Annotated in this window: 11 protein-coding genes; 4 read left to right on the top strand and 7 right to left on the bottom strand. The window is 71.8% G+C overall.

What is annotated here, in order from left to right; genetic code table 11:
* Positions 1–8: 8 nt before the first annotated feature.
* Complete coding sequence (gene speA, locus WME85_RS14865; protein WP_437838830.1) at positions 9–1,940, bottom strand: biosynthetic arginine decarboxylase; 1,932 nt, start codon at positions 1,938–1,940, stop codon at positions 9–11.
* A 226-nt stretch (positions 1,941–2,166) separates the two neighbouring features.
* Positions 2,167–2,544, bottom strand: a complete 378-nt coding sequence (locus WME85_RS14860) for a hypothetical protein (RefSeq protein ID WP_437309756.1) — start codon at positions 2,542–2,544, stop codon at positions 2,167–2,169.
* Positions 2,545–2,723: 179 nt separating this feature from the next.
* Between WME85_RS14860 and WME85_RS14855 the strand changes: the two genes are divergently transcribed.
* Positions 2,724–3,752, top strand: coding sequence for a CPBP family glutamic-type intramembrane protease (locus WME85_RS14855; RefSeq protein ID WP_437838828.1), 1,029 nt, complete (start codon positions 2,724–2,726; stop codon positions 3,750–3,752).
* Between the two features lie 27 nt (positions 3,753–3,779).
* On the opposite strand, the gene WME85_RS14850 is transcribed toward WME85_RS14855, so the two are convergent.
* Positions 3,780–4,265, bottom strand: coding sequence for a hypothetical protein (locus tag WME85_RS14850; protein WP_436617078.1), 486 nt, complete (start codon positions 4,263–4,265; stop codon positions 3,780–3,782).
* A 245-nt stretch (positions 4,266–4,510) separates the two neighbouring features.
* On the opposite strand from WME85_RS14850, the gene WME85_RS14845 reads away from it, so the two are divergent.
* Together WME85_RS14845 and WME85_RS14840 are read left to right on the top strand one after the other, a co-directional pair.
* Complete coding sequence (locus WME85_RS14845) at positions 4,511–5,197, top strand: transglycosylase SLT domain-containing protein (RefSeq protein ID WP_437838826.1); 687 nt, start codon at positions 4,511–4,513, stop codon at positions 5,195–5,197.
* A gap of 198 nt (positions 5,198–5,395) precedes the next feature.
* The gene (locus WME85_RS14840) at positions 5,396–6,781 is read left to right on the top strand and encodes a KamA family radical SAM protein (protein WP_437309753.1); all 1,386 of its coding nucleotides are present in this window, start codon (positions 5,396–5,398) and stop codon (positions 6,779–6,781) included.
* Positions 6,782–6,886: 105 nt separating this feature from the next.
* On the opposite strand, the gene WME85_RS14835 is transcribed toward WME85_RS14840, so the two are convergent.
* The 4 genes from WME85_RS14835 to WME85_RS14820 form a co-directional block, all read right to left on the bottom strand.
* Complete coding sequence (locus WME85_RS14835) at positions 6,887–8,287, bottom strand: helix-turn-helix transcriptional regulator (protein WP_437838824.1); 1,401 nt, start codon at positions 8,285–8,287, stop codon at positions 6,887–6,889.
* 325 nt (positions 8,288–8,612) lie between these two features.
* Positions 8,613–9,239 (bottom strand): hypothetical protein, encoded by a 627-nt coding sequence (locus tag WME85_RS14830; protein ID WP_437838822.1) that lies wholly within the window; start codon positions 9,237–9,239, stop codon positions 8,613–8,615.
* Positions 9,240–9,645: 406 nt separating this feature from the next.
* On the bottom strand, positions 9,646–11,706 hold the full coding sequence (locus WME85_RS14825; RefSeq protein ID WP_437838820.1) for a MopE-related protein: 2,061 nt from the start codon (positions 11,704–11,706) through the stop codon (positions 9,646–9,648).
* 168 nt (positions 11,707–11,874) lie between these two features.
* The gene (locus WME85_RS14820) at positions 11,875–13,569 is read right to left on the bottom strand and encodes a hypothetical protein (protein ID WP_437838818.1); all 1,695 of its coding nucleotides are present in this window, start codon (positions 13,567–13,569) and stop codon (positions 11,875–11,877) included.
* 225 nt (positions 13,570–13,794) lie between these two features.
* Between WME85_RS14820 and WME85_RS14815 the strand changes: the two genes are divergently transcribed.
* Positions 13,795–15,144, top strand: coding sequence for a porin (locus WME85_RS14815; RefSeq protein WP_437838817.1), 1,350 nt, complete (start codon positions 13,795–13,797; stop codon positions 15,142–15,144).
* Positions 15,145–15,150 lie beyond the last annotated feature (6 nt).

Here is a 15,150-nt window from a genome sequence, read left to right as displayed (position 1 = left end):
GGCGCGGCTCAGAGGCTGAGGTACGTCTGGTCCTTGAGCCCGCGCTCGTAGTCGGCGAGCAGCCGCATCCCTTCGGTCGGCTTGAGGAGGTCCTGCTTGATCGCGCCGTCGACCTGGGCCTTCACCTTCCCCACGAGATCCCGGTTGTCGTACTGGGTCAGCGCCAGCACCTCCTGGATCTTGTTCCCGGCGAGCGTCTCCTCGATGTAGTACCCGCTGTCCTCGTCCTCATCGAGGAAGACGTGCACCTCGTTGACGCGGCCGAAGAGGTTGTGGATGTCGCCCATGATGTCCTGGTACGCGCCGGTCAGGAAGATGCCGACGTAGTACGGCTTGTCGCCCGAGATCGGGTGCAGCGGCAGCGTGTCCTTCACGTCGTTGAGATCGATGAACTTGCTGACCTTGCCGTCGGAGTCGCAGGTGATGTCGACGAGCGTGCTGTCGGCCGCGGGGCGCTCGTTCAGCCGGTGGATCGGCACGATCGGGAAGAGCGCGCCGAGCGCCCAGTGATCGAGCAGCGACTGGAACACCGAGAAGTTGCAGATGTACTGGTCGGCGAGCTGCTTGCGGAGCTCGCCGAGGTCGTCCGGCACCTCCTCCGGATCGAGCTCCGACGCGATCTTCTGCATGTTCTCGGCGATCTCCCAGAAGAGGATCTCGACCCGGGCCTTCACGTCGAGGTTGAGCAGGCCGAGCTCGAACATCTTCTGCGCCTCCTCCTTGATCTGGAGCAGGTCGTGCCACGACTCGCCGAGGTTCGGCCCGGAGATGTTGTCCTTGATGTAGAGGAGGTTCTGGATGAGCTTGTGCTCCTCGGTCTGGATGTCGATCGGCGACATCGGCGTCTTCTCGATCGAGCCGAACGCCTGGACGACCAGCACCGAGTGGTGCGCGACGATCGCGCGCCCGGACTCCGAGACGATGTTCGGGTGGGGCACCCGCTCCTCGTCGCAGATGTCGGCGATGTTGTGCACGATGTCGCGCGCGTACTCCTCGACCGAGTAGTTCATCGACGAGTGGAAGGTCGACCGCGAGCCGTCGTAGTCGATGGCGAGGCCGCCGCCGACGTCGATGTACTCGATGCGCTGCCCCATCTTGCGGAGCTTCGCGTAGTAGCGCGTCGCCTCGCGCACCGCGCGCTTGATGATCAGGATGTCCGGCACCTGCGAGCCGATATGGAAGTGGAGCAGCTTGAACGAGGCGCTCATCCCGGCCTCGTCCATGATCCTGATCGCCGCAAGGATCTCGGCGGTGGAGAGCCCGAACTTCGCGTTCTCGCCGCCGGAGGTCTTCCACTTGCCCGCCCCCTCCGTGAGCAGCCGCACCCGCAGCCCGATCATGGGCTCGACGTTCATCTCCTTCGCGACGCGGGTGATCATCCGCACCTCGGAGAGCTTCTCCGCGATGAGGATCACCTTCTTGCCGAGCTTGCGCCCGATCAGCGCCGTCCGGATGAAGTTCTCGTCCTTGTAGCCGTTGCAGACGATCAGCGACTCGGGGTCGGTGTGGACCGACAGGCCGGCGAAGACCTCGGGCTTCGAGCCGACCTCGATGCCGTAGTGGTAGGTCTTGCCCGCGTCGAGGATCTCCTCCACGACCTCGCGGAGCTGGTTCACCTTGATCGGGAACACGCCGCGGTACGTCCCGCGGAACTTGCTCTCGCCGATCGCCTTGTTGAAGGCCTCGTTGAGCGCCCGCACCCGGTGATGGAGCAGGTCCTGGAAGCGGATCAGGAGCGGCGTGCGGAGCCCCTGCTCGAGCGCCGCGTCCACGACGTCGCGGATCGCGATCTTGCTGCCGCGCTCCTGGAGCGGCGCGACCGTGAGGTTGCCGTCGGGGCTCACGTCGAAGTAGCCGCGACCCCAGCGGTCGATCATGTAGAGCGACTTGGCGTCTTCCGTGGTCCAGACGCCGGTCTCGGTCTCGTGCGCGCTGCTCACAGTCGTTCTCCTTGGCGGGGCTCGCGGCGGGCGACACCCACCTTTCTGGGAGGGCCCAAGAGGGGCATCAGGCTCAACAGGGGGACGTCAGATCGTCGGTCCGACGCTGGACGGCTGGACACCGCGCGCTGGCGACGCGGCTCAATTACGATAGGAACGCCGGACCTTCAAGGGCAGGCAGCCCGGTCTGGTCCGGCATGGACGGGCGCGCTCGTCGAGCAGGCGCTCAGGCCTGGGTCTTCGGGGTGGCCGAGGCGGCCTTCGCCCGCTTGGACGCCGACTGGTAGAGGTCATAGAGGCGCGGGACGGGGTACGCCTCGAGGCGCTTCTTGTACCCCTGGTCCTTCGACCGGTTCAGGACGGTCAGCGTCTCCTCGATGAGCCGCGCCCGCGTCCCGAACTTCTCCTTCACCGCGCTGAACGTCGCGTGGAGGCGGAGGAGCTTGGCGTTGGAGACGTGGTCCAGGCCCTTCGTGCCGCCCCGATCCGAGCTGACGCGCCCGAGCCAGAGGTCCTCGTTCGCGAACCCCTTCACGGCCTCGACGAGCTTCGCCTTGTCGCCGAAGCGCTCCTTCACGATCGCAAGCGGATTTTTGCTGGCCATTGCTGAAACTCCCACGGGCAGGCGAGGCCTGCGCCGGACATGCGCGAGATGACTCGCGCGGCGTTAAAAGAGGGAGCGCGATCTAGCAGAGCGGCCCGGGTCACCGCAAGGCCGCGCTGCGGGGAGCTCGCGGCGGAAGCGGCGGGGCGCCGCGTCGGCGCTGTGCGGGGCCGCGGATCATGGTACACGGCGCGCCGATGCTCAACCTGGGGAGCTGGCTCGTGGCGCACGTCGACTGGCTAAGGCCGCTCCGGCCGCTATCGGACGCGAGCCCCCGCCTCGCCGAGCCGTCCTCCGCCGTGGCGAGCACGCTCCTCAAGGCCCTCTTCCCGGTCGCCGCGTTCGTCGCCCTCGCGCCCGTCCTCTGGCTCTTCTTCCGGCGCACCTGGCGGGAGCTCGACGTCGAGGCCCACGAGCACCAGCGGCGCACCCTCGCGGCCGGAGGCTACGACCGCCGCCCCGCCGTCCTGTTCACGATCACCGCGCTCGTGCTGATGCTGCAGCAGTACTACGGCGGCCGGGCCGTCTACGACGAGCACATCCGGCCGTGGCTGCGCGAGGTCGAGCTCGCGCAGGCGCTCGCGCCAGCCGGGGCATGGCTGCCCGTCTCGCTCCGCCGGTACGACGAGCTCTACAGCTATGTCTGGTGGTCGTTCACCCGCGTCTTCGGCTACGTGGCGATCCCGATGGTCGCGTGGAAGCTCTGCTTCCCCAGGGACAGCCTGCTCGACATGGGGCTGCGCGTCCGGGGGCTCGCGCAGCACGCGTGGATCTACCTGCTCTGCCTCGCGGTCGTGGTGCCGGCGGTGTTCATCGTCGCGAGCGCGCCCGACTTCGGGAACTACTACCCGTTCTACAAGCAGTCCTCGCGCTCCTGGTTCGACCTCCTCACCTGGGAGGCGATGTACTTCGCGCAGTTCTTCGCGCTGGAGATCTTCTTCCGCGGCTTCTGGCTCGCCGGCCTGCGGCACACCCTGGGCTCCGGCGCGATCTTCGCGATGGTCGTCCCCTACTGCATGATCCACTTCGGCAAGCCGTACCTGGAGGCGGCCGGCGCCGTCGTCGCGGGGATCGCGCTCGGCTCGCTCGCGATGCGCACGAAGAGCATCTACTCGGGCTTCCTGGTCCACGTGACGATCGCGCTGCTCATGGACCTCGTCTCGCTGTCGAACCGCGGCGCGCTGCCGCGGACGTTCTGGGGGACGTGACGCCCGCGGCGGCGCTCGCGCCCCGGCTCAGCCGAACGTCTGGGCCAGCTTGCGCATGATCTCGGCGCGGCTCCGGTCCCGGATCTCGCGCCGGTAGAGCCCCTGCAGCCCGACGGCGGCCGCGCGCGCCGCGTCGCGGTGCTCGCCGTCCCACGGGAGCACCGCGAGCCGTCGCCAGAGGATCTTCTCCAGGAGCCGGGGCCTGCGCCTGGCCAGCGCGCCGCTCGCGAGCTCGATGACCCGGGCGGAGGTGGGGTCGGCGCGCATGGCGCGCACGAAGAAGCCCACGGCTGCCGTGACGCGGCGGCCGCCGCGCAGCGCCTGCACCCCCGCGTCGCACAGGGCCTCGGCCCGCTCGCGCGGGGTCGCGGCGCGACGCGCGCGCTCGCGCGCGGCCTGCACCTCGGCGCTCAGCGCGTCCCGGCGCCGCCGCGCGGGGCGCATCTTGACGATCAGGAACAGGAGGAAGAGGGCCGCAACCCCCACGAGCACGTGTCGCCAGCCGATCTCCATGGCGACCGCCTTAGTACAGCGCCCGGAACGTGCTCACCAGACAGACATTTCGCGGGGACGCCGCGACCCGCCGGACGCCCCGGGAAGCGCCGCCGGAATGCCGCCGCGGCGCGCGGCGTTCGTTGCCGCGGACCGCGGTGTTCCTTGCCGTCGTCTCGATTCCGTTGTCTCCGTTCCGCTGTCTCGTCCGCCGTCACGGTGCGGTTTGCACGAGCGGACGATCACGACCTATGCTGCGGTCAGAGATGCTCGCCACACCGATCTCCAGCTCCTGGCGTCGCGCGCCGCTGCGGGCCCTCGCCGCCGCGCTCGGGCTCGCCGCCCTCGCGCTGCACCCGGGCAGCGCGCTCGCCGACATCTTCACCTACACCGACGCCGACGGGACGGTGCACTTCTCGAACCGCTCCGCCGGCGACGCGCGCTTCAAGCTGTACATCAAGGGCGACGGGCGCCGCTCCTCGACGCGCGCCGGCGTGGCCCCGGTCGCCCCGAGCGACAAGTCCCTCGAGCGCTTCAGCCGCTACGACGCGTGGATCCGGCAGGCCGCGACGCTCTACCAGATCCCCGAGGAGCTCGTCCGCGCCGTCATCAAGTGCGAGAGCGACTACGACCCGCGGGCCGTCTCGCCCGTCGGCGCGCAGGGCCTGATGCAGCTGATGCCAGAGACCGCCCTCCGCATGCAGGTGCGCGACGCGTTCGACGCGCGCGAGAACATCTTCGGGGGGACGCGGTACCTGCGCGTCCTGGCCAACCTCTTCAACGGAGATCTCGATCTCACCATCGCCGGGTACAACGCTGGCGAAGGCGCCGTCATGCGGTACGGCGGCATCCCGCCCTACGAGGAGACCCAGGCTTACGTGACGCGCGTGCGGACCTACTATGCGCGCTACCGCACCACCCGGGACACCACGGTGGCCTCGATCGAGCCCTGATCGGCTCGCCCGCCACCGAGCACCTCCGCTCGCCAGCCGAAGACGCAGCGCACACCACCCCCGACGGGTGTACCGCGATGCTACGATCCGCTAGACCGCTGCCTCTGCCTCTCTCGGGCGGGCCCTGAGAAGCGCAGGCGCAGGCAGGCGGCCATCCGCTGACGCCCTCTTCATCTCCGGCGGACAAGGGTCCACGACATGACGACCACCTCGAGCCTCATCGACCTCACCAAGCGAAGCCACGACATCGCGCCCCTCAAGCCGTCGGTGGATCCGGCGTCGCTCCAGCACGCGCAGCTGCTCGAGATGCCCGACTTCCGGAGGATCCCGGCGTACGCCGACGTCACCGACGAGCAGTTCATGGACCACCGGTGGCAGGCGAAGAAGTCGATCACCCGCCCGGACAAGCTGCTCGACACCCTCCGCGGCATGGTGTCGGACGACTTCATTCGCGACGCGACCGAGGGCTTCGCGCACGCGCCGATGAGCGTCCGGGTCTCGCCGTACATGCTCTCGCTGATCGACTGGAACGATCCGGTCCGCGACCCGCTCCGGACGCAGTTCATCCCGCTCGCCTCGCGCATCCTGCCGGATCATCCGAAGCTCGGGCTCGACTCGCTGCACGAGCGCGCGGACGCTCCCGTCCCCGGGCTGACGCACCGGTACGCCGACAAGGCGCTCTTCCTCCCGCTCGACACCTGCCCCGTGTACTGCCGCTTCTGCACGCGCAGCTACGCGGTGGGCATCGACACGGACGAGGTCGAGAAGACCCACTTCAAGGTCGACGAGGAGCGGTGGCAGCGCGCGTACGCGTACATCGCCTCGCGCCCGGAGCTGGAGGACATCGTCGTCTCCGGGGGCGACGCGTACAACCTGCGGCCGGAGCAGCTCGGCGCGATCGGCGAGACGCTCCTCAGGATGCCGAACATCCAGCGCATCCGCCTCGCCACCAAGGGCCCCGCCGTGATGCCGCAGAAGATCCTCACCGACGACGAGTGGATCGACGCGGTCACGCGGACCGTGGAGCTCGGCCGGAAGCTGCACAAGGAGGTCGTGATCCACACGCACTTCAACCACCCGAACGAGATCACGGGCATCACGCGCGACGCGATGAACAAGCTGTTCGAGCGCGGGATCACGGTCAGGAACCAGTCGGTGCTGCAGCGCGGGGTGAACGACACGCCCGAGACGATGAAGCTGCTCGTGAAGCGCCTCGGGCACCTGCACGTGCACCCCTATTACGTCTACATCCACGACCTCGTCCGGGGCGTGGAGGACCTCCGGACCACGCTCGCGACCGGGCTCATGATCGAGAAGCACGTGCGCGGCTCGACCGCTGGGTTCAACACGCCGACGTTCGTCGTCGACGCGCCCGGGGGCGGCGGCAAGCGCGACGCGCACTCGTTCGAGCACTACGACCGCACCACCGGGATCTCGGTGTTCGAGGCGCCGAGCGTCAAGCCGGGGCAGCGGTACACGTACTTCGATCCGATCGATCAGCTCCCGCCCGAGGGGCGCGCCCGCTGGGCGGATCCGGCGGAGCACCAGAAGATGATCGACGAGGCGCTGCGCGCGACGCGCTGACGCGGACCGGGAGGCGGCGCGGAGGAGAGGGCGGAAGGGCGCGACGCCGCCCTCAGCGCCCCCCCCCGCGCCGGCGGCCAGGACGCCGGCGCGGCCGCGCTCGATTCATTGCCCGTCGGCCGGCGGCGCCTCTGCGTAGCGCGCGAGCGCGCCTGTCAGCTCGCGCTTCACGCGATCGACGAGATCGGGCGGCTCGACCACGCGTGCGGTCTCGCCGAAGCCGAGCACCCACGTCGCGAGCTCCGTCATGTCGCCGATGTGCATCGTGAGCCGCACGCCGCCGCTCGGCAGCGGCGTGATCTCCTGGGAAGGGTGCACCTTGCGCGTCCTCACGAACTCGGTCACGCGCTCGTCGAAGTCGATCACGACGCGCCGGGGCTCGCCGCCGCGCCAGATGCCGAAGTGGCCCTGGAAGTAGTCGTCGATCGAGAAATCAGGCGGCAGCTCGAACCGCTCGGTGACGGCGCACTCGGTGTCGCGCATGCGATCGAGCAGGAACGTGCGCACCTCGCCGCGGCCGACGTGGAGGCCCACACAGTAGATCGCGTCCTTGTAGAGCACGAGCGCGTACGGGTGGATGAGCACCCGCTCCTCGCGCCCGTCCCGCGCGCGGCGGTAGCGGCACCGGAGCGGGCGCAGGTCGGCGACGGACTGGAACAGGTCGTCGAGCTCCTCGGTGCGCGCGGCGTAGTCCTTCGGCGCGAACGGGAGGTAGAGGAACCGCTCCTCCAGCCGCGCGTCGGCGACGCCGGCGTTCGGGCCGCGCCCCGGCCGGCGCGCGACGCCGAGCAGGCGCTGCGCGGCGAGGTCGATCTCCTCGAAGAGCGTCGAGCCGCGCATCGGCTCGAAGAGGCGGCGCGCGGCGAGCAGGGCGTACGCCTGCGTCCGCCGCACCTCGACGCGCCGGGGCGCCTCGCTCGGGGACAGCCGCCAGAGGCGAGGGCCGCCAGGGCGCGTGGCGACCGAAACGAGATCGAGCTCGCGCTTGACCTCGACGAGGTAGCGGCGGAGCGAGCGCGGCGTGACGTTGAGCTCGCGCGCGAGGTCGTAGATCGTGAGGCCGGCAGGGTGCTTCTGCAGCAGGCTGCGCAGCGAGTCGAGCCGCCGGTGCTGCGTGAAGGGGCCGCGCGGCCGGCCGCGCTGCGAGCCGCCCCTGGCGTCCTCCGCGTCGTCGTCATCGTCGTCCTCCGGCGGAGGAGGGCGCTTCGACGCGGCCGCGGGCTCCAGCGGAGGAGGACGCTTCGACGCGGCCGCGGGCGAGCTCGCCTCCGCGCGCGCGGCGGCCGCAGGAGGGCGCACGCTCGGCGGCGGCGCCACCGTGCCCGGCCTGACATCGGGCCCCGCGTCCGCCGTGAGCCGTGGCGGCGACCCCGTGCGCGGCTTCGAGGGCGGCAGCGCGCTGCTCGAGAAAGGGTCGGCCGCCTGGCCGACGCGCGCGCGGGACGCGCCCGCGGCCCCGCTCGATCCGCCGGCACCCCGCGCGCGAGCCGGCGAGGTGGCCGGCACGTGGGCACCCCCAGGGCCTGTGCGAACAGCGCGCGCCATCAGCTCAGCGCTCTATCCCATCACCCCCTCCCATCCAAGATGTTTGTCCCGCGCTCCCGTCGACCGAGCGGCGCTCGCCGCTCGGTCGACGGGAGCGCGCGAGACGAGCGCGCGCCGCTCGCCGGGCTCCGGGGAGGCCGCGGAGCGCTCGCGACGGCGCCTCGCTTCGGCGAATTGTCGTTGAATTACGGGAACTTCACTGGGCATAGCCGCGGCGGACGCAGCGGCGAACAGGGCGGGAGGGCGCGCGTCCGCCGCGCGCGGGGTGCGGATCGCGGATCACGGATCACCAGGCGCGATCGCGCATCGTCTTCTTGTACTGCTCCTTGTAAAGGTCATGGCACTGCTTGCAGCTCGCCTTGGCGCCGTCGATATCGCCGGCCTTCGCCTTGGCGGCGCCGGCCTTCGAGATCGCCCCCCAGCTGCCCATGCCGGGCGGCGGCTTGCCGGCCACGTACTGCAGCGCCGCCGCGATCTTCGCGCCGTCGCCGCTCGAGGTCGCCGAGGCCATCGTGCTCTTCATCCAGGCCTGCATCGGGCACATCTTCTGGCCCTTGGCGCCGCACTCGAACTTCTTCTCGCCCGCCTGCGCGGCGCCGGTCGCCGCCGGTGCGGCGGCCGCGGCGGCCGACGCGGTCGCCTTCGGCGCCGCCGCTGCGGCCGTCTCCGCGGGCTCGGCGGCCGCGGCGGCCGACTCGGCGGGCGCGGCCGACGGCGCGGCGGTGGTGGCAGCCGGCACGGCCGCCGCCTCCACGGGCGCGGCCGTCGTCGCGGCGGGCGCGGCGCTGTCGGCCGGCTTGCCCTCGGCCACCGCCCCCGGGGTCGTCGCGTCGTTCCCCTTGCTGTCGCAGCCGAGCGTGGCGAAAGACAGGCTCGCGAGCATCAGCGCGAGCGGGGTGATCGTTCTCCTCATGCAGTCTCCTTGGGTGATGAACAGAAGCGCTCCTGCGAGCGCGAGGCCGGGGGTGCGTGCCGCGGACCCCGGGTCCGTCGCGCAGTGTAATCGGGTCGCCGTCCGTCCGCTGCGTTCGCGCGCCCCTCAGGCTCGCTGACCGAGGTGCGCCCAGAAGCGCCCTCCCGCGCGCCCTTATCCGCAGAGGGTGGTCCGATGTGACCACGAAGGCCGGAGCACGGGAAGAAAAGATCAATGCGCTTTCACCCTGGTGGGAGCTCTTCGCGCGCCGGGAAAATCCGACGACGACCGCCCAATGCGCCACGCGCTCGCGGCGCCGCCTCCGGGAGACCGCAGCCGGAGGCCGCAGCCCGGAGGCGCGCCGACTCGCCTCCGGCAGCGAGCCCGCGCTCGGCGCCTCAGCGCCTCAGTTGCGCGTGCCCGGTGTCGAGGCGAAGCTCGACCACTGGAAGTTGTCGAGGAGGGCGACAGAGTCGTTCCAGGGATCGCCGGTATCCCAGAGCACGAACCGCAGCTCCATGATCTCCCCCGGGCTGACGTTGCCGTGCATGACCAGCCACCCCGTCCCGCCGCCGGCGAGCTCGCTCGCGCCGCACCAGCCGGGCTCACCGTCGAACTGGGCAGGCGGCCTCGCGGCGTCGAACCCCGTCCCGCGGAGCTGGTCCGTGCCCGCGCACGTGCTCGTCGTGCCGGGGGTGGCGCCGCCCCCGCACCCGGTCGGCCCGCTAACGCACTGGGTGAACAGCCCGGTGCCGCCGAAAGCGAGGTTGACGCCCAGCGGGTAGACCGGCGCTCCGGCGGGCGGAGGGTCGTAGAAAGCGAGGTTCTTGTCCGCGGGGTTCGGCGTCTCGCCCGGGAAGGGCTCGAACCTCGAGTCGAGCAGCGCGAGGAAGAAGTCGTTGAACCGGCTGCACACCCACTCCGGGTATTCGGACGAGAGGAAGAAGGTCGAGACGCTGAACGAGCTCGCGTTCGTCGGCACGCGCACGCGCAGCCGCAACATCACGGGATCGTGGGCCGTCGTGCCGCCCTGCGGCTCCGGACAGCCGGGCGCGTTCGGCAGGTTCTCGCCGTTCGCGTCGAGCCAGTCCGCGGGCATGCCGCTCGACGTCCCCATGTCCCGGCCGCCCTGGAACGCGGCGAAGCTCGGCCTCGTGTTGTTCGGCGCCGCCTGGGCCGCGGCCACGCCGGTCGAGAGCACCGCCAGCCGCGCGCCCCGGAGCGGCGAGATGCCGGAGCCGAAGCCCTGGCGGATCGACCGCTGGGCCACCGCCGGCGCGCCGGTGCCGTCGGCGCGCTGGAAGGTCGCGGAGACGACCCCCCACGTGCGGTCCGAGGGCGACGGCGGGGTCGCCGTCGTCGTGACGCAGAGATCCATCGCCTTCGCGTAATTGAGCGCGGAAGTCGAGTCGCTCGCGAGGCCCGCGTCGCAAGGCGAGGTGTTGTCGACCGCGCCGTCGCAGTCGTCGTCGACGCCGTTGTCCGGCACCTCGAAGGCGCCGCGGTTCACGAAGGCCGGGGCGCTGCACCCGTCCGACGCGGAGTCGCAGCAATCGCCCTCGCAGATCGTCCACCCGTCGCCGTCCTGGTCGGGGGTGTTGTCGACCACGCCGTCGCAGTCGTTGTCGATTCCGTCGCCGCACGCGTCGAGCTCCGGCAGCACCTGGTCGAGGCACGGCCCCCACGCGAGGCCGCTCGCCCTGCAGGTGGAGACCCCGGGGGCGCAGGGAGAGACCCCCTCGGTGCCCGGCGGCCCCTGGTAACACGCCCTCGTCTCGCCCGGCGTGCACGAGCAGGGCCCGCGCGCCGCGACGTCGTGCTCGCACCCGTCCGCCGGGTCCCTGTTGCAGTCGATGAACCCGCTGTCGCAGGCGCTGAGCCCGCAGGCGCCCGAGAGGCAGGCGCTCTCGGCGTGGGCCAGGTCCGGACACGCGCGATCGCACACGCCGCAGCTCCGCGCGTCCGTCTCGAGATCCCGGCAGACGCCGCCGCAGCACGCCGCCCCGCCCGGGCACGGGCGGGCCGCCGAGCAGCCCTGAACGCACTCGCCCTCTTCCGAGCACAGCTGGCCAGGCGGGCACTCGTCGCTCGCGGCACAGCCGACACAGGCGTGCTCCTCGAGATCGCACGTGAGCGGAGCAGGGCAGTCCGACCGGGACTCACACCCGGGGACGCACCGCTTCGTGTCGGGCGCGCAGCGATGGCCGGTCGGGCACGCGGCGGCGCCGGGGAGACAGGCAACGCAGCTGCCCGTCTCCGGGTCGCACAGCGGCGCGCTCGGGTCCGCGGAGCAATCGGCCGGGCAGCTGGCGGCGTCCTCCCCTCCGCCGCCCAGGGGCCCGTCGGGGGCCGCCGCGCCGGCGCAGGACGGCACCACCCCGGACGCGAGCGCGAGCGCCGCCAGGGCGGCCAGCCCTCCGGTCCAGGCCAGCGGACGGCGACGGACAGCGCGGGTTCTGGTCGACATCGGCGAGCTGCTCCCCTCCGCGGGGCGGCGCCCCCGGGGGGCGCTCGACCGCGAGGATCGTAGGATACCCCGCCGGCGGCACGGGCGAAGGACGATCGGCGGAGAGGAGGCGCCTCGCCGGAGACGCGACAACCGGCGCGCGCGGCGGAAGTGCGACCGAGACGGCCATCAGCGCGTGCGCTCGTACAGCGTGAAGGCGCCCTCTCGATCGACGCGGCGAAAGCGGGTGTGCGCCGCGGTGAACACCGGCCTTTCCGGCCGCTCGTTCCGGAGGATCACATAGTCGTAGGCGACGCCGTGCACATCCGGGTTGAACCGCTCACCGCGGTTCGACGGCGGCGCGGGGAGACGGCGCTTCAGCGTGAAAGGGAAGCCCACGTTGTGCCACCCGTCCGCGCTGAAGCCTCCGCGCATGATCTGCACCCACGAGTTGAAGTGATTCGTGCCCTCGATGATCAGGGCCTCGTCGGTGCGCGGCGGGAGCGACACGAAGAGCACCTCGGCGCGGGGCGGGATCCGCCCCACGAGGCGGGCGAACGGCTGGAGACGCTCGTCGAAGCTCTCGTACTTCTGCGAGAGGTGCAGCGGCAGCACGAGCGCGGCCACCACGGCAGGGGCCATCAGGAGGCGAGAGAGGCCACGGAGCGGCGCGGTGATGGCCAGGAAGCCGAAGAAGCAGATGAGCGGCGAGAAGCGCCCGCTCACGAACCACCAGTCGAATGGGCGGGCCAGGTGCAGCGGCACCAGAAAATAACACGCCACCATCGCCGCGCAGAGGGCGAGGGAGCGATGGCGGTGCAGGCGGTCGAGCAGCGAGCCGGGCGGCGGGCCGGCCTCCTTCCCCGGCGCGCGCGCTCCCCGGAAGAGCCCGGCGACGCTCCAGGCGGCCAGCACCGACGCCACCGCGAGAAACACCCAGAAGAGGCGGGTGTCGAGATCGCCCGATACCGAGTCGAGCGTGTACTCGGGGAACGACCGGAGCACCTCGTGCCAGGGCACCCAGGCGCCCTGGAACCGCGGGCCGCTCCGCAGATCGACCATGGGGCTCTTGAAGGCGACGAGCTGCCAGGCGAGGAGCGCGGCGGCGGGCGCGAAGAGCGGCAGCGCGCCGGCGATCCGCCGCCACCGGGGCAGGTAACAGAGTATCAGCACGGCGACGCAGACGTAATAGCCGAAGAGGATGAGCGGATGGCTGAGGCCGCAGCCGACGCTGAGCAGCGCCACGGCGGCGGCGCGCCCCCGGCTCGGCCGCTCGAGGTGGGCGTCGAGCGCGACGGTGCCGGCGAGCAGCAGGGATATGCCGACGAGGAACGGCAGGAAGCCGCACGCCCACGAGAGGCTGAACGCCAGCGGGAACGTGAGGACCGAGAGCCACGGGCTGCGCCGCGTCCGGCGCGCCCAGCCGAGCGCCGCCGCCGGGATGGAGAGCACATAGCCGGAGAGCACGAGCCGGTTCGCGTCCTCGAGGCGGACGACGTACGCGAGGGCGTGCGTCAGGATGTGATACGCGCCGTAGGGGGCCGGACGGAGGCTGAGCTCGTAGAAGTCACGGAAGCGAGTCCAGGGCTCGTCGAAGTTGTGCCAGATATGGACCGCCGCGAGGTGGTTCGGCAGGTCGAGCAGGGGCAGGAACCGCACGCGCCATATCGGCACGATCGCCGCGACGGCGAGCAGCGCGAAGGTCGCGAGAAACACCCTGTCGCTCGCCCAGCGCGGGCCTGTCCCCGGCGCGGGGGGAGCCGCGCCGCCGCCGGGACGGGCGGGCGCGGCGGGGGCGTCCAGCGCGCCGGCGGCGGGAGCGCTGGCCCCGGGCGCGTCCTCGCTGTCGGCGCTGTCTGGCGGGCTCGATCCGGGCGTTTGCATGACAAGGGTGGCCCTCCCTGCCCTCCGCCCGCGGGGCGAGCCGCGGGCAGGCCGCTCGAGGCGCAGCGAGCCTTAGCACAGGACGCGGCGCCGATTGCAGCGCCGCGCGTCTTCCTCTAGTTTCACCGGCACCTCGTCAGGCGCGGACACGGCACGAGATGACACCCACTGGCCATCCGGAGCGGCACGGGGCGCTCCACGCAGCCCTCCAGGAGACCTGAATCGATGAGGCATCTTGCTTGCGTCGCAGGCGGCGCCGCCGTCCTGCTCGCCCTCTCCTCGCCCCGCGCGCAGGAGCCCGAGCCCGCGGCCGAGGAGCCCGCCGCCGCGGGCGCGAGGCCGGCCGATCCGCAGGGAGAAGGCGGCGAGCTGGAGGGCGCGGGGGCGCCGGACGCGCGCCCGGACGCGCCGGAGAGACCGCGACCGCCGCAGGAAAAACAGGCGCCGGTCACGCCGCCGCCGGTCGCGCCGCCGCCGGTCGCGCCGGCGGCCGCCGCGGGCCGCGAGCCGATCGCGCCGGGCTTCCGGGAGCGGGTGCGGTTCTCGCTCGGGCCGCTGGAGCTCAGGCCGATCGCGCTGCTCGCGCTGCAGGCAGCGCCCTACGTCGGCGACGACGCGCTGAGCCAGGCCGGGGACAGCGCCGAGCAGCCCGGCTTCCGGCTGCGCCGCGTCCGCGCCGGGCTGTACGGCGACGTCGCGGGGCTCGTCCGGTTCGCCATCTCCACGGAGCTCGCCGGGGGCGACGAGGGGACAGCGCGCATCCACGAGGCGTGGGGCGGCGTCACGGCGGAGCCCGCGCTGGAGGTCTATGCGGGCGCGCGGACCGTCCCCTTCTCGCGCTCGGCGATGCTCGGCGCCGGCGATGGGGCCCTGACGGAGCGGCCGCTCGCCGTCCGCGCGATCGCCCCGTTCACGCAGGTCGGGATCCAGGCCGAGGGGCACTTCCAGGACCGCGCCTTCAGCTACCACGCGGGCGTCTACAACGCCTTCCAGCGCGCCGATCAGTTCTACGCAGGCCAGTCCGAGAGCCTCGCTCCCCTCGGCAACCGATTCGAGGGGATCGCCGTCGCCGGCAGGCTCGCCACCGAGCCGCTGGGCCCGCTCGGCCGCACCCTCCAGGACGTCGCGCGCTCGCCCTTCCGCGTCGGGGCCGGCGCAGACGGCTTCTTCAGCAACGGCGGCGCGCGCACGCTGTACGGCGCGAGCGCCGATGTCCTCGTGCACGCCTCGGGGCTGCACGCGCTCGGCGAGGTGCTGTGGACCGGCGCGAGCCCCAAGTCGGTGCCCACCCAGCCGATCGCGCAGGTCACGTCGGTCTCGTCGCTCGCGCTCGTCTTCGAGGCAGGCTACATGATCGTCGCCCGGAAGCTCGGCGTCTCCGGTCGGGTGGAGTGGATCGACCCCAACATGGATGTCGACGACGAAGGAGACAACCTCGTGCTCACGGGCGGCGTGAGCTACCACGCGTACGACGATCTGGTGAAGGCCCAGCTCGACTACACGCATCGTGAAGAGCTCGGCGGGCTCTCGCTCGCGAACGACGCCCTCGTCCTGCAACTTCAGCTCTCGCTCTAGGGGACA

Origin of the sequence: Sorangium sp. So ce1153 (assembly GCF_051521595.1) — a bacterium.
Classification (GTDB): Bacteria; Myxococcota_A; Polyangia; order Polyangiales; family Polyangiaceae; genus Sorangium.
This window is presented reverse-complemented; position numbering and strand designations above follow the sequence as displayed.

Bases quoted from the DNA above. Each gene is read 5' to 3' on its own strand.
- WME85_RS14860 (WP_437309756.1), bottom strand. From the start codon at position 2,544: ATGGCCAGCAAAAATCCGCTTGCGATCGTGAAGGAGCGCTTCGGCGAC.
- WME85_RS14855 (WP_437838828.1), top strand. From the start codon at position 2,724: ATGGTACACGGCGCGCCGATGCTCAACCTGGGGAGCTGGCTCGTGGCG.
- WME85_RS14850 (WP_436617078.1), bottom strand. From the start codon at position 4,265: ATGGAGATCGGCTGGCGACACGTGCTCGTGGGGGTTGCGGCCCTCTTC.
- WME85_RS14845 (WP_437838826.1), top strand. From the start codon at position 4,511: ATGCTCGCCACACCGATCTCCAGCTCCTGGCGTCGCGCGCCGCTGCGG.
- WME85_RS14840 (WP_437309753.1), top strand. From the start codon at position 5,396: ATGACGACCACCTCGAGCCTCATCGACCTCACCAAGCGAAGCCACGAC.
- WME85_RS14830 (WP_437838822.1), bottom strand. From the start codon at position 9,239: ATGAGGAGAACGATCACCCCGCTCGCGCTGATGCTCGCGAGCCTGTCT.
- WME85_RS14825 (WP_437838820.1), bottom strand. From the start codon at position 11,706: ATGTCGACCAGAACCCGCGCTGTCCGTCGCCGTCCGCTGGCCTGGACC.
- WME85_RS14820 (WP_437838818.1), bottom strand. From the start codon at position 13,569: ATGCAAACGCCCGGATCGAGCCCGCCAGACAGCGCCGACAGCGAGGAC.
- WME85_RS14815 (WP_437838817.1), top strand. From the start codon at position 13,795: ATGAGGCATCTTGCTTGCGTCGCAGGCGGCGCCGCCGTCCTGCTCGCC.